Annotated in this window: 11 protein-coding genes; 2 read left to right on the forward strand and 9 right to left on the reverse strand. The window is 37.8% G+C overall.

Annotated features, from left to right (window positions below; genetic code table 11):
* Nucleotides 1-9 precede the first annotated feature (9 nt).
* Nucleotides 10-3,348 (reverse strand): SusC/RagA family TonB-linked outer membrane protein, encoded by a 3,339-nt coding sequence (locus ACIEHO_RS08600; protein ID WP_406970686.1) that lies wholly within the window; start codon nt 3,346-3,348, stop codon nt 10-12.
* A 245-nt stretch (nt 3,349-3,593) separates the two neighbouring features.
* On the opposite strand from ACIEHO_RS08600, the gene ACIEHO_RS08605 reads away from it, so the two are divergent.
* The gene (locus tag ACIEHO_RS08605) at nt 3,594-4,505 is read left to right on the forward strand and encodes a dihydrodipicolinate synthase family protein (protein WP_406970688.1); all 912 of its coding nucleotides are present in this window, start codon (nt 3,594-3,596) and stop codon (nt 4,503-4,505) included.
* A gap of 62 nt (nt 4,506-4,567) precedes the next feature.
* Nucleotides 4,568-6,037: a sodium:solute symporter gene (locus ACIEHO_RS08610; protein ID WP_406970690.1), complete on the forward strand. Its 1,470-nt coding sequence runs from the start codon at nt 4,568-4,570 to the stop codon at nt 6,035-6,037.
* A gap of 87 nt (nt 6,038-6,124) precedes the next feature.
* Here the strand turns inward: ACIEHO_RS08610 and ACIEHO_RS08615 are convergent, their stop codons facing one another.
* The 8 genes from ACIEHO_RS08615 to ACIEHO_RS08650 all read right to left on the reverse strand — a co-directional run bounded on the left by ACIEHO_RS08615 (nt 6,125) and on the right by ACIEHO_RS08650 (nt 24,053).
* Nucleotides 6,125-7,906 (reverse strand): L-fucose isomerase, encoded by a 1,782-nt coding sequence (locus ACIEHO_RS08615; protein ID WP_406970692.1) that lies wholly within the window; start codon nt 7,904-7,906, stop codon nt 6,125-6,127.
* A gap of 17 nt (nt 7,907-7,923) precedes the next feature.
* The gene (locus ACIEHO_RS08620; protein ID WP_406970694.1) at nt 7,924-9,939 is read right to left on the reverse strand and encodes an aceric acid hydrolase; all 2,016 of its coding nucleotides are present in this window, start codon (nt 9,937-9,939) and stop codon (nt 7,924-7,926) included.
* Between the two features lie 91 nt (nt 9,940-10,030).
* Nucleotides 10,031-12,508 carry a pectate lyase family protein gene (locus ACIEHO_RS08625; protein WP_406970696.1) on the reverse strand — a complete coding sequence of 826 codons (2,478 nt, stop codon included), beginning with the start codon at nt 12,506-12,508 and terminating at the stop codon, nt 10,031-10,033.
* Between the two features lies 1 nt (nt 12,509).
* Nucleotides 12,510-14,819 carry a DUF5703 domain-containing protein gene (locus ACIEHO_RS08630; protein WP_406970698.1) on the reverse strand — a complete coding sequence of 770 codons (2,310 nt, stop codon included), beginning with the start codon at nt 14,817-14,819 and terminating at the stop codon, nt 12,510-12,512.
* A 5-nt stretch (nt 14,820-14,824) separates the two neighbouring features.
* Nucleotides 14,825-16,261: a sialate O-acetylesterase gene (locus tag ACIEHO_RS08635; RefSeq protein WP_406970700.1), complete on the reverse strand. Its 1,437-nt coding sequence runs from the start codon at nt 16,259-16,261 to the stop codon at nt 14,825-14,827.
* A 4-nt stretch (nt 16,262-16,265) separates the two neighbouring features.
* Nucleotides 16,266-19,637, reverse strand: coding sequence for a glycosyl hydrolase (locus ACIEHO_RS08640; protein ID WP_406970702.1), 3,372 nt, complete (start codon nt 19,635-19,637; stop codon nt 16,266-16,268).
* Nucleotides 19,637-22,924, reverse strand: a complete 3,288-nt coding sequence (locus ACIEHO_RS08645) for a glycoside hydrolase family 2 TIM barrel-domain containing protein (RefSeq protein ID WP_406970704.1) — start codon at nt 22,922-22,924, stop codon at nt 19,637-19,639. The genes ACIEHO_RS08640 and ACIEHO_RS08645 overlap by 1 nt, the downstream gene beginning before the upstream one ends.
* Nucleotides 22,917-24,053, reverse strand: a complete 1,137-nt coding sequence (locus ACIEHO_RS08650) for a glycoside hydrolase family protein (protein WP_406970706.1) — start codon at nt 24,051-24,053, stop codon at nt 22,917-22,919. The genes ACIEHO_RS08645 and ACIEHO_RS08650 overlap by 8 nt, the downstream gene beginning before the upstream one ends.
* Nucleotides 24,054-24,153: the final 100 nt, after the last annotated feature.

A 24,153-nucleotide genomic window follows, 5' to 3' on the forward strand; every position in this document is an offset into this window, starting at 1 on the left:
TTTTAAATTTTAAAAACCAATATTTAAACCTAATGAATAGGTACGCAGTACTGGATAACTGTTATAACCGCCGTAAGGACTTAACCCGTAATCTTTATAGGGGTTAAATAAAATAAACGGGTTGATGCCTACCAAATTAAGTCTAAAATTTCTGACCCCCATTTTTTCCGTTAATGTTTTGGGTAACGAATAACTTAAATTAATGTTACGCATAACCAAACTAAAACTGCTCACTTGCCAGAACTTAGAGCTCACCGTATTAATTCCTCCGCCTGCATCATTGTCAGACCTGCTGTTTATTCTATCTTCGAGAATTGGTAATGTACCCGTAGGGTTTGTAAGTGGGTCGTACATATTGGCCCAAAATTCAGGTCTGTTTTCGTAGTTCTTTGTTATTTCGGTTGTTTCAAAAGGATCTTTTGCGCTACCAACTTCTCTATAACCGCCCCAGCCGACCTGTAAAACTGTATTTAATCTAAATTGTTTATATCGCAAATTAAGATTTGTGGCAAACCCTTGTGGCCCTTTAGGTGGTTTCTGCAGTTGTATTTGATCATTTGAATCAACAATACCATCCTTTTCTCCAAAGGTTCTGGTATCAGGATCCCAAGCGCCTCGTACATCTCTGTAATACAACATCCCAGGTCTTAATTCTGACGCAGTTATTCCAAATATTTGGGTAACTCCTGTTTCGTCTAAATAGCTATCTATATCGTCTTGCGTTCTAAACATCCCCATATAATCATACCCCCATGCACCACGATTAGGGTTGCCTGGCTGATTGGTTTCCCAGGGTCTCCAAAACATTTCATTTCTAAAATTAGCATCGATAAAATTCTGTTGGTACCAACTAATGTTAAAATTCGCTCCATAACTAAAATCGTCACCAATGTCATCATTCCAACCTAGGGAAATTTCCGTTCCCCATGTATCAGCTCTACCCGTATTTGATGCTGGCGATGACCCACCCACTGAAAAAGGTACTCCTGCATTTAAATTTAATAACAACTCAGTACCTATATTGTAAAATGTTTCGGCACTTGCCGATAACCTATTATCAAGAAACCTGGCTTCAAAACCAAAATTGGTTTTTAGTTCTCTACCCCAACGAATATCTGGGTTTGCCGCTCTACTTGGTGTTAAACCAGTTGATAAACCATTATTACCTCCAAAAACGGCGCCATTATAGTCTTCTGGGTCATACGCATAGTTTTGACGCCATTGCCACGCCCTAGTATCATCCTTACCCGTTATACCAACAGAGGCTCTAAACTTTAAAAAATCTATTGTGTTAGATTTAAAGAAATCCTCTTTAGAAATAATCCAACCCCCAGAAATTGTGTAAAAATTACCCCAGTAATTTCTTGGAGCAAATTTGGTGGACACATCACTTCTAAAAAGAAACTCGGCATAATATTTGGCATCATAATTATAATTTAATCTACCAACTAAACCTAAATCGGCAGATTCATACCTCCAATTATAAGTATTTTGTATGTCAAACCCTCCTGTAGTTTGCCAAATCATGCCATCGGCCCAATCCGGGACCCCAAATTTAATGATGCGTTCTTGAAACCCTTCTCTCTCCGATCTTTCGTATGCTAACAATGCGGACACGCTGTGCTTGCCAAAGTCTCTGTCATAACTCCCTTGTAATCGAATTTGTTCATTATTAGCACTAGTATTATCTAAAAGTAATCTATCGGCATTCTCTACAACATTTATTTGCTTAATATCATTCGTGCCCAACGGACCTTCTCCATTCTCATAGTAAACAAAAGTCCGCCCTTCGTCCTGATTTGCTAATTGATCAGCTCCAAAAAATTCATACAACTCATATTCGGTACCTATTTGGCTACCCCTTCCGCCAGATTCTTGACGCGCATAATTTGCCTTCAGTTTTAATCCTTTAACAAAAGGCACCTCATATTCTACATTTAAGTTAACAGCCACATTATTATCCCTGTTTTCTCTTAAATTTTGTAAGCGCTGTATTTCACCAAAATGATATCCAATTAATCCATCAGCATTAGAACCATTCTGAACGGCTGGCAAACCATTTATATACATAGGTAAAAATGGCGCGCGATTTTGTAATTGCCTAAAATCGTTTTCTTCATTAGAATTACCTACACTGCTTGTTGTTTTACTTTCTCCGGTAAAGTAACCCGATACTTGAAAATCCGCTTTAAAACCCTTAGCGAAATTAACACTAGTACCAGCTCTAAACGACCAACGATCATAATTTAGCGTCCCCAGATTACCGTCTTGCGTGTAATATGAAATACCACCAAAGTATGTCGCGTCTTCAGTACCCCCAGTCATATTGAGGTTATGCCTTTTGGTTGATGATGAAGTCCAATATTGATCTAGTGCATCATGAGAATTGGTTTTAAAATGTTCCAACTCGGTTGGAGAAAAGAACCTTACTGTATTTGGAAAGGGATCTGCCGGATCATATGCTTCGTTGCGCCCGTTGGGTCCGTTTATTGTGTTTATTACTCGTGCGTAATCGGAAGCATTTAGCATCTTGTGTCTGTAAGTTTCATCCGCAACCGAAAAATTACCAGAATACGAAAACTGTGCAGGTCCTTTTTTACCTCTTTTTGTTGTAACTAAAACTACACCTTGAGCAGCCCTAGCACCATAAATTGCAGCGGAAGCATCTTTTAAAAACGAAATACTCTCAATTTGAGACGCATCAAGGGTATTAAAAATAGTCGAATCACTCAAACCTGTGTTTGGATCAATCTGCATAACACCATCAATAACATATAACGGTTCTGTTGACAACCTATCTTTAGCCCTAATGTTATTTCCTGTAACAGGATTTCTTATTTGAATACGAGCTGGAGCACCAGGCCTTGACTCGCCACCTGATATACTAACCCCTAAAACACGCCCTACAAGCGCTGATGCTATATTACCTACTGGCAAATCTTCAATCTCTTCACCCTTAATACTCGCAACTGCACCCGTAACTGCTTCACGCTTTTGGTTACCATACCCAACTACAATCACTTCTTGTAAAGACTCAGTATCTTCCTGAAGCACTAAATCGATGGTTGTTTGATCGCCAACCAATTTCTCTTGCGTTTTCATTCCTATAAAGGAGAAAACAATCACGCTTTCCGATCCTACCTTAAGACTGTAGTTACCATCAAAATCTGTAACCACACCGTTATTTGTGCCTTTTTCAATTACGTTAACTCCAGGCAACGGTACTCCAGAATTATCTTTTACAACACCCGTAACAACTTTTTCATCACCTGTTCCTTGTGAAAAGCCTGAAAAGCTTACCACACTCAAGAGCAATAAAATCAAAGCATTAGAAATTGCTTTTTTCATACTTTTATATTTAGTTTATTAGTTTAGTTGGTGGCAATAACCACCTGTATTATTTAACGAAAGTTAATATTAAGCTAAATTCATGAAATTATCAATTATTTAATGTAATTTTTGAACGTCGATCAATTTTATAAAGTCTTTTCTTATTAATTGTGCAATTTTGACAAAGACGACGGTTATGGTTATATAAGATTTTAATCATATTCGTTTTATATTCACTAATTCACAACTTAACAAACAAAAAAATGGTAAATGGAATTATTCCTCCAATGGTAACACCATTATTATCAGATAATCTTTCTTTAGATATAAAAGGCGTTAACAAATTAATTAACCACATTTTGTCTGGTGGCGTACATGGATTATTTATTCTTGGGACTACAGGTGAAGCTACAAGTTTAAGCTACAAAACAAGAGAGCAACTTATTGTAGAAAGTTGCCAGGTTGTAAATGGAAGAGTTCCTGTATTTGTTGGTATATCAGACACTTCTATTGAAGAAAGCATTAAACTTGGTGAAGTTGCAAAAAAAGCTGAAGCTTCGGCATTGGTTGCTGCACCACCTTTTTATTATGGATTGGGTCAAATAGAACTATACAAATACTACTGGAATTTGGCCAATCAACTTCCTTTACCTCTCTTCTTATATAATATGCCATCGCATACCAAAATAAATATTGATATTGATACGGCATTAAAACTTTCTGAACACCCTAATATTATTGGTCTAAAGGATAGCTCGGCTAATATTGTTTACTTTCAAAAGCTATGTCATTTATTGAAGCATAAAGATTTCACACTTTTGGTTGGTCCAGAAGAAGTGACCGCGGAAACCGTATTAATGGGCGGAAATGGCGGCGTTAACGGTGGTGCCAATATGTTTCCCAAACTTTATGTTGAATTGTACAATGCAGCAATCGCAAAAGATTTTGACCGTATTTATCAATTACAGCATCTGGTTATGGAAATATCTACTAAAATTTACTCGTTAGGTTCTTTTGGCTCAAGCTATTTAAAAGGTATGAAGGCTGGGTTATCCACGCTCGGAATTATAGATGCCCATATTGCGCCACCTTTCCATAAATTTGATGAAAAAGAAATGAATGCGGTTATTAAAAACATAAACGACATTAAAGCTGAAATTGATAAGGTTCTGTAACCGGCTTTGCAGTTTTGCCTCCCCATTTTTATCAAACCAACCGACTAAACTAAATAACTACTATGAATACTATTGATATCATTGTTTTTTTTGTTTATATAGCGGGCATCGCTGTTTTTGGAGGGTCTTTCTTTAAAAAAAATAAAACGTCAACTTCTTACACTTTAGGAAATAACGATATACCTAGTTGGGTGGTAACCATGTCTATTTTTGCCACTTTTGTTAGTAGCATCAGTTATTTGGCTTTACCCGGAAACGCCTACCAAAGTAATTGGAATGCCCTAGTTTTTAGTTTATCATTACCTATTGCTACATTAATTGCCGTTAAATATTTTGTGCCTTTATATCGAAAAATTAATAGTCCGTCGGCATACACGTTTATGGAGCAACGCTTTGGACCCTGGGCACGCATTTATGTATCGGTTTGCTATTTACTAACACAACTCATGCGTATTGGCACCATATTGTATTTATTGGCGCTCACCCTTAATGCCATTACAGGTTGGGATATTGCAACCATTATTGTTTTTACCGGATTAATTGTTGCCGTATATTCCATGCTTGGCGGTATAAGTGCTGTACTTTGGACAGATGCTATACAAGGTATTATTTTAATAGTTGGCGCCATTGTTTGTATAGGTTTTATGTTTTTTAGCATGCCCGAAGGCCCTATGCAAATATTTGATATCGCTACTGAAAATGATAAATTTAGTTTAGGAAGCTTCGATTTGAATTTAACCGAACCTACGTTTTGGGTGGTTTTGGTTTATGGGGTATTCATCAACCTTCAAAACTTTGGTATTGACCAAAATTATGTACAGCGTTACATGGTTTTAAAATCGGATAAGGAAGCCCAACGTTCTGCGTTGATTGGTGGTTTGATTTATTTACCTATTTCGGCCTTGTTTTTATTTATAGGTACGTCACTTTTTGCATATTATAATTCTGCTGAAGTATTACCTGAAGCCTTGCAGGATATTACTAAAGCAGACCGTGTATTTCCTTATTTTATTGTGAATGCTTTGCCTGCTGGTATTACGGGGCTGTTGATTGCTTCAATTTTTGCTGCGGGAATGAGTACCATTTCAACCAGTTTTAATAGTTCGGCCACGGTATTTTTAACTGATTATTACAATAAATATTTTAAGCAGGATGCCTCAGAAAAAAAACGCATGCAAGTGCTTTATACCTCATCAATAATAATAAGTATAATAGGCATTATTATTGCCATTGCTATGATTAATGTAAAAAGCGCATTGGATGCTTGGTGGAAACTATCCTCTATTTTTAGCGGTGGTATGTTAGGACTGTTTCTATTAGGGATTTTTTCGAAAAGTAAAAACTCCATAGGAGCCATTATGGGTATGATTGCTGGAATTTTGGTTATTCTTTGGTTAACGCTTTCTGAACGTATTTTTGGTATTGATTCTGTTGGGGCTTCTTTCCATACTTATTTAACCATTGTTTTTGGGACTATTGCTATTTTCTTGATTGGATTTTTGGTGACTTCTTTGATGAAACCTAAATCCTAATCCTGATATTTCATGAATAAAAAAGCTCCTAAAATTTCCTTTAGGAGCTTAAATAATTGTTTGAATTCAGTCAATAGAATTCTAATACTATCCATAAAGTGCCTTATAGGTAGCGCAAGCCCGATAATCGGATGATTCCTTGTCCATTCCGAAAGAGGCCCACGCACTTGGCCTGAAAATTTTATCTTCTGAAACGTTATGCATATTCACCGGAATTCGCAACATAGAGGCCAATGTGATTAAATCGGCGCCAATGTGCCCGTAGGTAAAGGCGCCGTGGTTAGCTCCCCAATTTGCCATAACGCTATACACGTCTTTAAATGGACCGCTGCCCGTTAAATTAGGCACGAACCAAGTGGTTGGCCAAGTTGGGTTGGTACGCTCATTTAATGTATTATGCACTTCATCGGGTAATTCTATAGTTTGCCCTTCGGCAATTTGCAATACCGGGCCAATACCTTTTACAAGATTAATACGGCACATGGTAACGGGCATCCCGCCTTTGGTTTTAAAGGTTGAGGAATACCCCCCGCCCCTAAAATATTCCAACATGCCTGGTCCCCAAGTAGTCTGTTCCAAACATTTTTCAACTTCATTCTCAGTGATATCCCACCAAGGTTTCATAGCTGGTTTGCCTTCAATGGTTTGCTGCCCCGTACCGTCTAAAGCGGAGGCCCCAGAATTAATTAAATGAATAAATCCATTTGTAGCATCACCAGTCAGAGCATGCCCAGTAACGCGTTTTACGGCCTCTGGACTCCAATAAGTGCGAACATCACTAAAAATCTGTGCGGCTCCCGTAAGTAAATGTCCAAATAACATGGATATTCCATTAAGGCTATCGTTTTCGGTGGCCAACATAAACGGCTGGCGAATACCATTCCAGTCGAAAGACGAGGTTAAAATCGCTTCCATAAAATCCCCGTTCGGGAAATAGTCGGTCCATTGGCGCTGCCCTTGAAACCCAGCTGAAATCGCATTTTTCCCTTGTGCTTCTTCGGCGTAACCTATCTCTTTTAGTTTTGGATTTCCAATCATTAAATCGCGCCCAATCAATGCCATTTTCACAACAAATTCCCAGTCTTTATCAAGTTCTTCTCTTGACTTTAATTTTTCAGACGGATTATAGTTTTTTCCTTCCTTACATTTTTCTTTGGCCCAGGCGAGAGCTTTTTCGTATTCTTCTTTGTCGTAAATTTCCTGTTCTATTCTTCGAATGAATTCAGACATATCAATGTTTTCACAACGCATGCCCAAATAGCTTTCAAAGAAATCGGCATCAATAATAGATCCCGCAATTCCCATCGACACGGAACCCATTGATAAATAGGATTTACCTTTCATCGTAGCTACAGCTAAACCTGCTTGTCCAAATAGCAATAACTTTTCCTGAACATCGTCAGGAATCGTGGTGTCATCACTATCCTGAACATCTTTTCCGTAGATACTAAATGCAGGAATACCTTTTTGATTATGTCCAGCCAATGCTGCCATTAAATACACAGCCCCTGGTCGCTCCGTACCATTAAAACCCCAAATGGCTTTTGGCATGGTAGGGTCCATATCAATAGTTTCTGTACCATAGCACCAACATGGCGTTACCGTTAAACTGATGCCAACACCTTCTCGGGAAAATTTATCGGCAGAAGCGGCTGCCTCAGCTACTCCTCCAATACAGGTATCTGAAATAATACATTCTACAGGGCTTCCGTCAGCATGTCTTAAATTTTTAGACAGGAAAGCGGCTGCATTTTTTGCCATGTTCATCGTGGTGTCTTCAAGAGATTCACGAACACCATCCAATCGGCCATCGATAACAGGCCTGATTCCTATTTTTGGCAATTCGCCAATTAACGTTTTAAACTTCATACTTTTAGTTTTATAATTTAATAAGGCATCCAAACCGTCATTTCACCATCTGTTCTGTTCCCCCAAGAGAAATATGGCACCAATTGAATGTCTATTTGTTTTTTATCCTTGTTTAATGGTTTGTACAAGGCTTTTTTCCAATCGGTATTCTCAATAAATGCTTTGGCTTTTATTGCAGTAACCTCTCGCCCTTGAAGGTTGATTTTTTCTGTATTGAAAGCCGAATTAATATCCAAGGAAATATTATTGATGGTTGCTTTTACAGGAAGGTCTACCGTTTCCAAACAGTATACAATAGGCCCCCGTTTTACCGCTACCTGATTTTTAGTTTCTTCCACTAGCGGATTGGCCTGCATCAACTTTACAGGCATAGGAAAATCAATTTCAATAACATCGTCTTTTTTCCATTTTCTAGATATTTCTGAATAATTTCCAGATACTATTTCTCCACTGAATGATTCTCCGTTTATTTTTATGGTCGAACCTTCGCTCCAACCTGGTATTCTTACATAAATTGAAAACTCCTTTTTGGGTGTTTTTACAAGTTTAAGTGTTACGTTGCCTTCCCACGGGTAATTGGTTTGTTGCTCAAGTTCAATTTTATCTCCACCTACAGTTTCTGTTTTTAAATGGTTGCTTCCGAAAAGATTGACATGCAAACCTGCTTCTGAAATATTATAGGCGTAATTATTAACTTGAGCCAGAGTTCGGGTAACGTTTGGTGCACAGCAATTGGACCATGCAATGTACCCCTCGCGCTCATGACCCCAACGTTGCTTGAATGGTAAATCTTCCGAAACATTTAATGGGTTGTTATAGCAAAACTCGGTACCTTCCAAACTCACACCAGAAAGCACACTATTATAAAATGCCAATTCCATCACATCGGTATATTTGGCGTCTCCAGTAAGCTGAAGCATGCGCCAATTCCAAAGCACATTACCAATATTAGCACAGGTTTCTGTATGTGCCGTGGCGTTTGGCAGCTGATATGGTCTGCCGTATGCCTGATGTATTTTTTGAACAATAGAAGGGTCATAAACAGTCCCGTCTGGCGACACACCATCATACAAGGCTCCACAACCTCCCGTAATGTACATTTTTCTATAAACCACATCTTCCCAGATGGATATTAGGTTTTCCATGAGTTTTTCCTCACCGGTTTCAGCGTATAAATCGGCGATACCGGCATATAAGTAATTTGCACGAACGGCGTGACCCATCGCAGTAGTTTGCTGCCTAAACGGAATACGGTCTTGGTTGTCATCAGTACCATCGTTTGTAGTTCCACGAATATCGATTAAATTGTTTGCCAATTCTAAATACCGAGGGTCTTTAACGGTACGATACATTTCTACAATACCCATATAATGCGACGGACAAATAGCATTTCGTGCCAATTCGGGCGATGCTTTTTTGTAGAAATCGTATAGAAAATCGGCAACCCCTTTAGCTACGTTTAAAAAATTCTCTTTTCCAGTAGCACGGTAGTGTACGCAAGCAGCCGTCATTAAATGACCCATATTGTATTTTTCAAAACCTAATTGCTTTTTAAGCTCTTCCGGACCTAAAGTTCCCCAACGCTCTTCTATTAAAACTGGTGTATTAATGTAGCCATCAGCTCTTTGGACACTTCTAAACATGGCAATAGCTTCATCCATTTGCTTATCCAATTTCGGGTCTTTAGTAACAGCGTAGGCCGAAGCCATACCTTCCATAATTTTATAAAAATCACCATCGTGAAATGAAGGGCCTGCATGCTTACCTTTTTCTAAACCTGCTGCTATTTTAAAATTGGCGTAAGCATGACTCACACTATCGTTATGATAAAGCGCCCACATGTATGGCAATGTGTTTCGAGTTTCAACATCAAATTGTTCCTTCCAAAAACCATCAGTCCAAACCACATCCTGCAAGTCTAAACTTTTTAACTTGGTGTGCGGACTATCTGAATTTGCTGTAAGCCCTTTATTTTGTGCAAATGCGAAAACGCTAAACACTCCGAATATTGATATTAAAATTTTATTTTTCATTTGTTCCCTTTTAAATTTTGAATACATATTAAGTGCTATTAGATTCTGAAATAATCCCGATAGCCATCGGGACAGAATGACAGCAAAGCAATCATTTTATGAATACATTTATCAACCTTATCATACTATCTCCACTAGCATCTTTTACAGTAATATTGAACGATGCCAGACCTTTTTGCGACGGTTGAAATGCTAAATTATTTCCATTAAGTTTTACTTCTCCATTATTTACTACTGAAAAACTATATACTGGGTTATTGTCATAGCCTTTGAAATATTGTGCAACATCAAATGTTAATGTTTCGTTGTTTGATATAAAATAATGCGGTTGTGCCATCCAATTTAAATAATCTTCCAATTGAGTGAAACCATCTTTATCATCGTCATTATTAGAATCTGAAAAATCACCTAACTCTGAATTCATATTTAAACCATGTGCTTCTTCCCACCAATTGGGCAATCCATCATGGTCGGTATCCCAGTTCTCTGGTCGCATTTCACTAGTATAATCTGGAAATCCACCGGCATCAAGCTCTGTATCCACCATTCCGGGCAATCCACTTTTGCTTCCTTTGTGCGTATAAGTTCCTTTTAAAGTTTCTTCAATAATTCTTTTATCTTGGTCGTCCAGCTTTGGTTGAGTTGCTCCAACATCTGACAACACATTTTTATATGCCGCCTTAGCCGACTGTGTTTCTATAAACGATTCGAAAAATGGCTCATCCACAAAGGTTTCATATTCCACAATTTCGTTGTTTTTTATTTTTGACCTTCTTCCTTTTTCTTGGGTATCTACATCAAAATGCCCTGGCATTATATTTCCTTCGAAGAAATAACGCTGACTTCCTTTCCCCACACCTTCGTGGTCTGCCGTTAATGCAAAAAACAAATCGGTTGAAGGTCCGGGTTTGTAATAATTATTTACAAAATTCACTTCATGAGCACCACCGTCTGTTGTACGGTGTCCCCAATTATAAACTACATTATTCCTAATATCAAGTCTTCCTGAGTAATAACCATCGCCATTTAAGCCACCGCCCATACTCCAATTTCTTCCGTAGTTATGCGCCAATAAATTATGATGAAAACTTCCAATATCGCCACCAATAGTAGCTGCATAACCGTGCATTTTACCGCCTTCGTACTTATCGTGTCCTGCAACATTTAATGCTTCTGAAATTAATGTACGTTGCAAGGTAATATGGTGGGCACCACGTGAGCTAAATGATTCATCAATCGTCCAACTAATAGAACAATGGTCTATAATACTGAAGTTTGCTCCTGTAAGTCCCATGCCGTCAAAGGTGGTTCCTGAGCCAATTCTAACCCTTAAAAACCGAACAATACCATCGTCTCCTGTTAATCCTACCGGTGCTCTTGTAATTGTTATTCCGTCGCCCGGAGCCGTTTGCCCAGCTACCGTTATGTAAGGCTGACCGATTACCAATCTCGATTTTAGCTCGATATTTCCGGACACATTAAATACTACGGTTCTTGGACCGATATCTTTGGTTACCGCTTCACGGAAACTTCCTGGGCCGCTGTCATTTAAATTGGTCACTTCAACAACTTTTCCGCCGCGACCACCAATCGCGAAACGACCGTAGCCCTCTGCATCCGGAAAGGCTAATTGTGCCGGTCTGAAAGACCATACATTACCTTCGGTTATTTCGCCGTCAGCATCCACAACATCAACACGCCAATAGTATGCAGTCATACTGTATAAATCATTAACTTCAAAATTCTTTTCGGTCAACTTTCCTTTGTATTCTGCAGAATTCTCATCGGCATACCTAATCAACTGCTCATCCTCTCCAAAATATAAGTGATAAGCTTTAGTGCCTTCAGGTGCATCCCATTTTAAATTTAAGGGGCCATCTACCATAACATGTTCGTCAGCATTTTCTGGTTGAGGCGTATTGCTTTGTCTTTTGATATCTGGCGTATCAATCTCAAAGCCGTTAATTATCAATTGTTTATAATAAAAAGCATCATGCCATCCTTCTGAACCCAAATCCATTTTAAATTGAATGATCACATTTTCATTAGCCTTAGCATCAAACTTAATATAAGATGTACCCACTTCTACTTTAGAAAACGCTCTATTGCTTGGGTGAACTGAATTCACCAATTTTCCATTAATATAAATTTTATAGTCCGGAAAATCACGACCTTCAATTTTATCAAAGGTGTTATGAAAAGTTAAAAGCGAATGTTTTCCCGGTTTTAATCCGCTTATTATGAATTCTAAACTATCACTTACCACCAATCCGTCACTAATTAATTGTGCATAATGTGGTGAACTCATACCCAATTTAAACCATTTTGAATTAAAAGTACCTTTTAACTTAACCGTAACACCTTCAAATGATTTCTCATCTTCTTTGCCATCATTAATGAGCCATGATTTATAAAGTGGGTCGTGCACTTCGGAAAGTCTTCTTCCCGAGAAATCGAAATCTACTTTTATGGTCTGTTTTTCTGCTTTGATATTACTTTGACATTGTACATTAAATAATGCAAGTGCTAACAAAAATAAACAACTTAGGGTTTGCTTAATAAATCTCATTTTAGTCTAAATTTAATTTTTCTTTTAAAGTGTAGTATAACAAATTTTGAATGTCTTTTCTCCTAGATTCTGGAACTACTTTTATTATATTTAACTTTCCGTTTTCTAACTTCGCTTCAATAATTGTATTGTTTTTAGCATGAAGTTTAAAATGAACATTCCAGTTTTTTGGCCACGCTGGAAATAGTAATAATTTACCATCCACCTCCTGCAAAAGCATCTCTTGCATGCCAATCATTCCTGAGCCCCCCCAATTGTGGTCTGGCACCCAGTCAAAACCAGGTCCCCAAAATGCAGGGAAACGTCTTTCTGAGTTTGCCATTTTTAGCAAGGTGTATTTTGCAGCTTCTTCTGTTAAACCTAATCTCGCAGCCATAATATTATCTTGTTTCCAACCCATGTGACTCCTGAATCTCAATAAATCTCTATCTAAGAAATAGGTGTTTTGGGCTATTTTTAAATCGGGTTGTCCTAATCCGTATAATTTCCAAGGGTAAACCGGATATAAAGAGGCAGCTTCGGTATTGTTGATGCGTTCCCAAGTTTTTGCTGGCGATAACACCTTTTGATTATCAATTTCCCTAGAATTTAACGGCGGAATACGGGTTTGAAATTCCTCTAAATATTTTATTTCAGCTTCCGTTAATTCGTCTGAAGATGTTTTTAAGAGTTTTTCTGAAATAACTTTTAATGCAGAAATAGTACTATTCGCATTATAAGCCATTTTATAAGTTTCAACAGCCGAACCTGGATATAACACTAAATGGCCATTGGCATCTAAGGCTTTTCGACCTCTTTTTTTAGCCAGATATTGATAATGTTCATCAAAAAAACGAAGACAACTTAAAATAAAACCATTGTACTTTTTCACATTAATATTAGCGTACTCATTTTGTTCTAGCATCATTTTGCAGAACTCAAAAACGGTATCCCATTGATATTCTAGCCATGCATTATATTGCATACCGGGGTCGTACTCTTCTGGACGTTTCCAATCGTATTCAGCAGGGTTTGGTAAACCGAAATTCTCCAATTGCTCCGTAAATGCTGCTCCGTCATGGTTCCAATATACCTGACTGCGCAATTCAGCATTTTTTTGAAGGGTTAAATAGTAATCCAATTGTGATGGCAACATATCAAAATCACCGCTTTTCAACATAGAGAAATAGACCAGACGCTGGTTTTGTTGCGTCATGGTACCTCCACCCCAATTTCTAAAATCGGGTGTAAACGGATGGTCTTCTTTGGTGTAAATAGGGTCTACCGTAAACAAACCGCCATTAAATTTTGTTGGATACTTTCCATAGGCATTACAACCTAACATGTATCGAAACAACTGATAGTTTTGCCCAATTTGATAAACCGAATCGTTTTCTGATTTTGTGTAGATAAAACTTCTGTCCCAATAGTTATTCCACCAAGTTTTTGTATTTTCTTCCTTTGGTTTGTAATTCGTAATTAAGTCTTGTAATTCATCTTCCCATACAGCAATATCCTCATTTTGAACGGTGTTTAAATACACTGACAAATAATGCTTTTTACTAGGTTTTTTGCTTACCAAACTGAAGCCTTTAAAATCTGTATCTTGATAAACTCCAGTGTACGTTCCATCGGTTTTCATGTTTTTGCCTATCATGAATCCACCAAAAGTTAAATACTTTAACGGATTCATCATCTCATCTTTTACCGATTCCATTTGCTGCTGCTTCACTGTTACATCAAAAACAGTATGCTCACGGTTTTGATGGTAAAACTTAACGGTATTGTTTTCAAAATTGATGGAATCTTGATACGTAATAATATTACCTTGAGGTGCCCATTTATAAGAATTGGCGTTATTTGCTCTTCCTTTTACTTCACGGTTTTTATAGCGCCAACTTTCGTAAGAGGCTTTCATTTGCAACGCTTGTTCGCCTTTTACATCAACGTGAATAACCGGATGGAACACATCAACCCAAAGTTTAACTTCGGTATTGTCTTGATCGATTATTACATAACCGTCTTTTAAAACTAACTTCTGATGAAAACCGTTATTATCTTTAAACGGATTAGGTGTTAATTCCACTTTTACACGTCCCAACTTCAACAAGGTATTATGCTCATCAAACGTGCCGCTTCTTGAAAAATAGAAATACAAATCACCTTGTTCAACCCAAACATTTACACCAATATCTCCACCTCCTAATGGCATGGATTCAGAAGCATTTTTACTTTGAGTGGTCCAAATTTGGTTGTAGTTTTCAAGCACAGGTACTTGCGCTTCCATAAAAAGCGTAACCAATACAAGTATTTTAAGAACCTGATGCTTCATTTAAATTAGTCTTTGTACCAATCGTCTGTTCTAAAAGACGACATGGGCAATCCTCCAACACTAAAAACTTCAGCTTTTGTAAAATCTTTAAACAAATATCTAACCGCTACCGGTTTTTCAACTTGAGGAGACGACAGCATTACCGACTTTCTTCTAAGTACCGCCGTTGCAGGATAAAACACTTTATTTTCTCCTGCTATTTCAAAACCAAGTACGTCTTTATCATAAGATGTAATTCCGTTTGGAACATTGTTAAACGAGACTATTACAGTACTTCCTTTAATTTCCATAGCATTAAATTCTGGACTTGCATATTCAAAGCCATCAATACGATAAGTTTTTGCTAAGGCTAAATAAGCCAACCTGTTACCTCCAACTTTTTTATTAGCTGGATGAATATTGTCTTTTTCACCAATATCCATTAAAACCGCCATACCCGAATTTGGAATCTCATTTGAAGCTTTTAACTGAGCTTCTCTTAAATATGCCGAATTATACTTTTCTTTCCAATCATTCTTATGATATCTTGTATAATCAAACGGTGCAATTTGAGCAAAGTAAAAAGGAAATTCACCTTGATTCCATAGCGTTCTCCAGCTACTAACCATTTTTTTAAACAAGCTTTTGTACTGAAAAGGTCTATCGCGATTCGATTCGCCTTGATACCAAATAGCACCCTTTATACCATATCCAATGACCGGTGATAGCATACCATTAAATAACGTAGTAGCCTCGCGGTTTGGCGCTTCTACAAAATCTTCTTTCTTTTTGTGAATGGCGATAGTTTCAAAATCTTTTAGCATTTCTTCATTCATCCAAGCTTCAACGTTAGAACCGCCATAAGATACGTGAATCAATCCAACAGGCACTTGTAAAACTTCCTGAAGCAACGAACCAAAATACCAAGCAGTTGCACTAAAATCAGCTGTTGTTTTTGGTGATGCCACTTGCCAATTACCTTCAAAATCATCCTTAGGTTCTAAAACCGTAGACCTTGGAACACTTATAAAACGAATGTTATTGTTTGTTGAATACACTATCGTCTCATTTCCCTTATTTATAGGTTGCCCAGGAAATCCTTTTAAGGGCATTTCCATATTCGATTGCCCAGAACATAACCAAACTTCCCCTATTAAAACATTATTAATTGTTATCGTTTCAGAACCTTGTTTGATGGTGATTTGATACGTTCCGCCTGCGTTCGGTGTGCTTATTTTAGTTCGCCACGTACCATTTGTCTCAACTTTTACTTCATAAGTTTTAGCATCCCACGAGGTAGAAACTTGAAGTATCTCGTTTTTTACTCCCCAACCCCAAATTGGTACATCCATGTTTTGTTGAAGCATCATATTATCAGTAAATAATGCCGGTAATTTAATATCTGCATGAGTACTTAACACACTAAATAAGCACATAATAGCTATTACAACTTGTTTTTTCATCTGTCTATTTTTTATGTATTATTTGAATTTCTCCTAACAATCCAGATTTTACCATCATCGTGTCGTCTAATCTGTAAGGAGCGGTTGTCCAGGTTAAACGTTGTTCTTTTGGTAATTTTTCATCGCCTATTAAACGGTTCGCCCAAGTGTTGGTTACTTTTACTTCTAAACTATTTTCACCTGCTTTTATAGCTTTAGAAATATTAATGCGATACGGATACGTCCATAGAATACCGCAAGATTTTCCATTTACAGAAACCTCCGCAATACAGTTAATTCCATCAAACTGAAGCCATAAATCATCTGTTGAGCTTTTATCCCAATTAAATGATTTTGTATAGGTTGCCGTTCCTGAATAATATTTGATGCTATCATTAATTGATGTCGTCCAATCGAACAATTTGTCAATTTGAATCGGTTTTTCTGGTCCATGATATTTGGCATCAAACTGGAGTCTCCAGTTTTCATCTAAAGTTTTTACAGTTTTAAAATTTGACCAATTGGGTTTTCCTTTCGATGTTTCTTTGCTTGTTTCCTTATTAAAAATAATGAAGTAGGATTCGTTTGGTAAAAACTGTAAAGGGATAATAGTTCTTCCGTTTTCATTCTTCCAGTTTTCTAAAACAGTGGTTTCATCTAAAATCGGATGGTACAATTCTGGAACTTTTCCTGTTACTCTAAACGACACTTCTAATTCTCGTTTTTCTTCCTTTTGATTAGATAAGAAATAAATGGTTTCATCAGCAGTTTGACGTTGCGTCCATGCCATATTTTCATCAACAAGCACATTGGGTTCAACACCTAATTCTACAAAAGTCTCTCCTAAATATGGTAATTGAATCACTTTCCCTTTACCTAAAGTCCAGGGTTTTTGTCCTTTTCCTGACCAAAGTTCATCAATAACCGTTTGCCATTCTGTTTGGTTACTAATGAACTTAGCTTTTTCATCTGGTTTATGTCCAACAAGAATAGTTGCTCCGGCTTTTACCAATTCTACCATTTTTTGTGCAACTTCTAACGACATAATTTGAGTCGGCATCATTTTTCGGGCATCTGGAAACACCAAAAATTCATAGGTTAAGGCATCTTTAAACATCACTTTACCATCTTTTACTTTGGCACTTAGTAACACATCGCTATTAAATGAATCGTATTTATAACCGTTTAAAGCATTTACCCATTGGGATAAATCGGTGCTATTTTTAGTGTACTTAACTTCTTTTGGCATTGTTGCCGATGGCTGCCCTTCATTAGCCAATCGAACTTTTTCTGAAGCGACACGTTCCGCCCCGAATACGTTCGGAATAAACGGCACCAAACGGTCTGGTAATACTGAACGCGATGGAATCTCTTCACCAGTAAACACAGCAAAGTCTATAACTGGTTGTCCCTTCTGAAGTTGAAATTGTACATTCTTACAATACTCAAAAAAAGCACTTCCGGGTTCCCACCAAGTTTGGTCACGTTGAAAAAAAGTTCCAATAGGATCTAAAGTCATGCCCGGTTTTCTATCCAACCACGGGTTGTGCACAAACACATGATAGAAAAAGCGATTGATTCCCAAAGCATAATTCCTATCGGCCATGGTTTTTAAATTACCCGGATGCTCATCCCAATCCATACGAAGTTGGGTAAACGCCTCGGCTTGAATGATATCGCGTCCATAAATATGACCACCATTAATCGCATCTAGCATATCGTTGGGTTTATCGTGCGTAGGGCTTCTAAACCAAAACTCGCCACTTGGGTAATCCACATATTTAAAATGAAGTAAACCATCGCTAGTCATGGTCGGCGCTACATTTTCCGTACTGAACTTCACACCTGTTTTTATCGCTTCATCTTTTAATGTTCCAAAGAAATTCTCAGCAGTTAATTCAGCTATCGTTTTTCTAACATCGTATAATATCTGTTCTGACTTTTCTATATCATCTAACGGAATACCCGCCATAACCGGTAAAAAATCCACTATATCGTAACCACGACGGACTTTAAAAGCCTCTTGAAACACTGGCGACCAATTTTGACTACCACACTCCCAGCTGTCCATATGAAGAATCTCAACTACTTTTGAAGCCAATGCTTCTCCTGCTGTCCGACGCATCTCACCATACCAATGGTCTAACTGAAAACGTACCGCATCGGCATTAAACTTATCGACCTCCAATCCGCGGCCACCACCAGCAGTGGCATTTTCATGACCGGTTGACGTGTGTCCGAATCGTAAAATTCGCCAATTTCCCTGCGGTGCATCCCAATTTAAAATGCCGTTTTCATCAACAAATTCCGAAATATTCACCATGTTTTCAGTGTTCACGCAATCGGAATTTGGGATTTGTTTTTCTGTATTTCTCGAACTGATGCGCCAAACCGCACCCGACTTCCCTTGATAGTTATCAATTAAAGGTTCTTCGGAAAGAATAATTTTTGTGATTTTTAAATAGGAATTCCACTTGGCCATATCTAAGTCTTCCGCTCCTGGTTCCGATCCTTCTGGGTTATAAACAAACCGGAAATATTTTGCTTTTGCAGATACCTTATGGTTATAATTTACATCGGTATCTTGCCAGCCCGAACGCGGGGTTTCTAAACGGCCTAAGCTTTTAAAATTTTTACCATCGTCGCTTACTTCAACCAGTAATCGATGAGCTTGGTAATTGTTCCCCTTCGTTTCTATTTGAATGGATTTACAATCGAAAGGCTCATTAAATTCATATTGAATATAGCCAGGCTCTCGCATTCGGAACTGTGTTTGTTCTGCCGAATTATCCGTTAAAAAATCGGCATTTTCATCAATTGATGCACTCACTTTCGGCTTAACATCAATAGACGTTTTAAATGCTTTTTCAACAGGAATTGCAAATGTGGCAATATCTTTATAATAATCTTTGTAATGTTCCGATACTGGTAATTGCATGCCTTTAGTAACGTTTCCTTCCACAATCGTATCTGCCCAAACTACTTTTTGCATAGACATTTCAGGAGTAATCCAAGGACCACCAGCCACGGCAAAACCGTCGGCAGGATGGAAAGCGATTTTCAATCCCAATCGGTCGGCTTCTTGCAATGCCCAACGCACCAAACCCCAGAACTCTTTACTCAACTGAATGACGGGTGGATTCATTAGTGGCGCCTCACCCGGACCTTTTATGGTCATTAAATAAGCGCCTCGAATGCCAGCTTGCTTCATGGCTTCTAAGTCCGCCGTGATACCTTCTTTGGAATAGGCACTTTTCATCCAATACCAATACACCCATGGTTTCGCACTTTCTTCCGTAGGCTGAAAATAAGACACTTCCGTTTTTTGCTCCTGTTTGCAAGACAGAGCAATAAGCACAATAAAAAACAGAACGCTATGTTTTATTTTAAAACGCATTAATTATACATGAATTTTTTAAGTGCTTCATCTAATCCTGATGAATCCGAATTAAATGGCACAATATAAAAGCTGTACTCGTAATTTTTTGAGGGAATCTGGTATTTCTCCATGGGCGCTCCTATCGGTGACCAACTATCGTTTCCGCCAATTCCCATTTGTTTTAAATCAATATTTAGGGTTAAATATCCTGGATTTTTTAAATCGAATGTATGTTTGGCCTCATTGAAATTTTCTTCCGTATAAGGCCAAACGCTCATACTTAGCGGTTGGTTAACATTTACTACTAAAAACCCTTCATTTTTATTTGAAGTGGTAGCAGCCATCCAACGCACCTGCGTTCTGTTTCCGTTTTCTTGCGGCCTAACATACGGCTCTATAAAGTCATTTAAAGGCAAACTGTAACGTTCTACAAAAAAACCTTGGTTTCTATCTGCATAATTTTCTAATTCACCTTTTCCGAACCAAGAAATTTGCCTAAAATCATTTTTAATGCCCATGTGCATACCCACTTTTGGAATGTTAGGCAAATCGGTTGAAGCCTTTAATTCGTAATCGACTTTTATAACCCCATCGGGTTTGATATTGTACGTGATATCTACATTCGCACTATCTTTTAACATTTCGTATTTGGAAACCACAACAACATCATTGCCTGAAGTTTTATTACTAACCGAAAGTAATTTCGGTTCATTATCATACCACTGTTTTAGCTTCTTATGTGGTTTCCAACCTTTACTATCATTATCGGTAAACGGACGTGTAAAGTTTGCCAATAAGGGTGCAAAAACTTGTTCTTCGCCTTGATACACATATGAACTTAAAGCACCGTTTTCTTTGTTGATTTTAATATGGAAATCATCTCCAGAAACTTCAAATTGCTCATCGTTATCTGAAACTGATACCACCGTTTTATAATCACGAAATAAGTTCGGATTTTCTCTTTTGGTATAAGTTAAAAATTGGTCTCTAGCTACTGTAAAACCTTTTTTAGCCCATGGCATATCTTGGGAAAGTTGAAATTGAATATCAATAAAAATATCTGAGTTTGATTTAAATCTTGGGATATACTTATCTAAATCCAAAACAGTAGTTTCTCCTGCTTTTAAACTTAATGGGGTTAAAGGCATTTCGCTAAAAGCCTTTCCATCACTTGATATTGTTAATATAGCTACTAAATCTTTAAGTGATTTAGTAGCTCGTCTATTTTTTATTGTTAGTTGGAATCCTTTTAAACTACAAGTAACTGGTTGGTACACCCATTTATTTTCGTACATGGCTGCTTTTGGTCGCCCATCAGATGCTACGATACCATTAATGCAGAAATTGCCATCGTGTCTTACTTCTCCAAAATCGCCACCATAAGCGTAAAATTCCTCTCCAGTTTCTTCATCAACTTTTAACAAACCTTGGTCTTTATAATCCCAAATACAACCACCTATAATTCTTGGTAGTCTTCTAAATTCATCCCAAAGCTCTTTTAAATTTCCTGTTGAATTTCCCATAGAATGCGAATACTCGACAAACAAAATAGGTCGTGTATCGGCTTTCTTATCTACCAAAAATTGAGGTGTGAATACGCCAGGATAAAAACGACTTACCATATCCACATAAGGCTCATCCTGCGGGTTTTCGAATCGGTGCGAATGGTCGCCTGTTGAAGGATATCTTGGGTCTCTTTCATCTATATAACCATCCAATCGTGGGTTACCTTGTGCCGGTTCGTAATGAATGGGTCTGGTTATATCAAAATTATCTGTCCAACTGGCCATAGCAGCATGATTTGGACCTTTACCCGCTTCATTCCCTAAACTCCACATAATCACACTCGCGTGGTTTTTATCACGCTCTACCATGCGGCTCATACGCTCTAAATAGGCATGCGTCCATTGCGAATCGTTGCTCAATTTTCCTCCTAAACCGTGCGTTTCCAAATTAGCTTCATCCATAACCATGATGCCATATTCATCGCATAATTGGTAGAAATACGGGTCGTTAGGATAATGACTGGTGCGTATGGTATTAAAATTAAATTTTTTGATGGTTCTCACGTCCTGCTCTATATCTTCACGAGTTAACGCTTTTCCTCGAACTGGATGATGGTCGTGACGATTCACCCCATAGATGTATGTTTCTTTTCCGTTGATTAACAATTTCCCATTGTCCTTTGAAAATTCAATGGAACGGAAACCGACTTTACAGGATTTTACTTCGGAAATATTTCCGTTTTCATCCTTTAGAGTCATCACCAAAGTATATAAATTCGGTTCTTCCGAACTCCACTTATTCGGATTTTTAATGGTCTTTTCAAAAAATCCAAAACGGACATTATCCAAACGTGGATAACTTTCATTCACAATGGCTTTTGCCAAAGTATCGATGGGTTTTTCAAAAAGTGCTTCGTTATTATCATTGTACAATTGAAATTCGAATGAAGCATTTCTAATGGTATCACCTGTTAAGTTCTCTATCTCAGGACGTAATTGGAATACGGCATCTTTGTATTCTTTATCTAATTTGGTTTGATAAAAGAAATCCAGAATTCGTAATTTAGGTTCGGCCATGATAAACACTTCGCGCTGAATACCACTCATGCGCCAGTGGTCTTGGTCTTCTAGGTACGACCCATCGCTATAACGGATTACCTGAACCGACAAGACATTGTCACCTTCTTTTAAATACGTTGAGATATTAAACTCTGAAGGCAGAAAACTGTCTTCACCATAGCCCAAAAATTCACCATTCAACCACACTTGAAAAGCAGAACTCACCGCTCCAAAATGAAGCGTAACAGTCATATCCTTTTGCCATTCCTTTGGCACTTTAAATTTTCGTTGATATGAACCAATACCATTGGTATCTTTCGGAACATAAGGCGGATTGATTGGTCGAAACGGATATACCGCACTTTTATAAATAGGAATATCATAACCTTTTAATTCCCAGTTGGAAGGCACTTCAATTTTGTCCCAACCATCCACTTCATTCTTATAAAAATCTTTGGGAGCTTGGTCTAAATTAATCGAATAATTAAAATCCCAGTTACCGTTTAGCATCAATAACCTACTTTTTTCTCGGTTACCTTCCAGGGCATCTTCAACCGTTTTATAAGAATAAGAAGTCGCTCTTGCTGGCTGACGGTTAATACTCGTTACCAAAGGGTCTTCCCAAGGCGTATAAGCATATTTTTTAGGTGTTTCAGGAATTCCTGCAGGCTCACCGGTAACGGTTTGCGCCTGACTTATAAAAAAACAGCTTAAAAGTAATATGAACAGTAGTCTATTCATTTTCATCCTCTTCAAATTCTACAAAATTTAAATCGCTAGTTCCAATCTCTTTCGATGTTGCCAAGGCAATGCCCCTCTGCCCTGCTTTATTTACTGCACAATAATAATGATACACAATACCCTCATGCTTAACCACAAATGATTTGTGTGCAAACATATTATCGTAAGGTTCTGAAGATTCAATTAAATTGGTGCCTTCCCAATCTTTCCAATGAATTAAATCGTTCGATACCGCGAAACGGTTAAAAGCACCTTGGTCCCAGCCCGTCCAAAAGGCACCAAAATAAAACATCACCCAAGTATCATTAATACGCTGGATATAGGCATCGCCTGAAATCCCTTTATGGTGGTTAATCAATGGGGCATCACCATAACGTTCCCAGTTTTTCATATCGTTCGATACCGCCATAGCAATACGTTCTGCTCCTTTGGCAGGATTGATACTATCACCACGAGCGTTGTAATACATAATAAATTCGTGACCGGTTTCTTTCTCAACATCTCTAATAACAGAACTTTTGTACATGGTACTATTATCCCACCATTTAGCCTTGTCATCATTAGGTCTTAATACAGGCTCAGGCAAGCGTTTAAATTCGTGTGATGTTGTTGGTAACTCATCAGTATAGGCCATGCCCATAGATAAAATTCCGGCTTCATAACCTGTGGTGTTTCCTCCAAAATAGCTCATCCAATATTTATCATCGTAAGATTCCCATTTGTAAGAACCTCCCCAAGTAGGGTCTTGTAAAGCGATGTAACCCGCTTTTTGATTCACATCCCATTCGGTGGTATCTTTTGAAAACGACATCACTTTTCCCAAGTGATTCCAGTTTAATAAATCATCACTTTCGGCTAACCACGTTTCGTAACCTCTACCTTCAAAAATTAAATAAGTCATATACCATTTTCCATCTTTTCTAAAAATACTCGGGCAATCCATTTTATATGAATTGTCGGTTGGTACCATGACCAATCCATATTTATATGGCGTTTTAATTTCGTTATAGATTTCTTGCATCACTTCATCAGTGATTTCACGTTCTTTCAGTTTTGAATCTTTCGAAGAACATGAAATAATTGCAGCAAGCAAAATGATTGCTATTACAAACTGAAAGTGCTTTTTCATTTTTATTATAAATTTTAATTTGGCTAAATGAAGCCTTATTTTTACATCATTGCGAACAAAGTGAAGCAATCCCTTTTTTGTTGATGAGATTACTTCGTCG

Origin of the sequence: Flavisericum labens (assembly GCF_045446075.1) — a bacterium.
Lineage (GTDB): Bacteria > Bacteroidota > Bacteroidia > Flavobacteriales > Flavobacteriaceae > Flavisericum > Flavisericum labens.

Bases quoted from the DNA above. Each gene is read 5' to 3' on its own strand.
- ACIEHO_RS08600 (WP_406970686.1), bottom strand. From the start codon at position 3,348: ATGAAAAAAGCAATTTCTAATGCTTTGATTTTATTGCTCTTGAGTGTG.
- ACIEHO_RS08605 (WP_406970688.1), top strand. From the start codon at position 3,594: ATGGTAAATGGAATTATTCCTCCAATGGTAACACCATTATTATCAGAT.
- ACIEHO_RS08610 (WP_406970690.1), top strand. From the start codon at position 4,568: ATGAATACTATTGATATCATTGTTTTTTTTGTTTATATAGCGGGCATC.
- ACIEHO_RS08615 (WP_406970692.1), bottom strand. From the start codon at position 7,906: ATGAAGTTTAAAACGTTAATTGGCGAATTGCCAAAAATAGGAATCAGG.
- ACIEHO_RS08620 (WP_406970694.1), bottom strand. From the start codon at position 9,939: ATGAAAAATAAAATTTTAATATCAATATTCGGAGTGTTTAGCGTTTTC.
- ACIEHO_RS08625 (WP_406970696.1), bottom strand. From the start codon at position 12,508: ATGAGATTTATTAAGCAAACCCTAAGTTGTTTATTTTTGTTAGCACTT.
- ACIEHO_RS08630 (WP_406970698.1), bottom strand. From the start codon at position 14,819: ATGAAGCATCAGGTTCTTAAAATACTTGTATTGGTTACGCTTTTTATG.
- ACIEHO_RS08635 (WP_406970700.1), bottom strand. From the start codon at position 16,261: ATGAAAAAACAAGTTGTAATAGCTATTATGTGCTTATTTAGTGTGTTA.
- ACIEHO_RS08640 (WP_406970702.1), bottom strand. From the start codon at position 19,637: ATGCGTTTTAAAATAAAACATAGCGTTCTGTTTTTTATTGTGCTTATT.
- ACIEHO_RS08645 (WP_406970704.1), bottom strand. From the start codon at position 22,924: ATGAATAGACTACTGTTCATATTACTTTTAAGCTGTTTTTTTATAAGT.
- ACIEHO_RS08650 (WP_406970706.1), bottom strand. From the start codon at position 24,053: ATGAAAAAGCACTTTCAGTTTGTAATAGCAATCATTTTGCTTGCTGCA.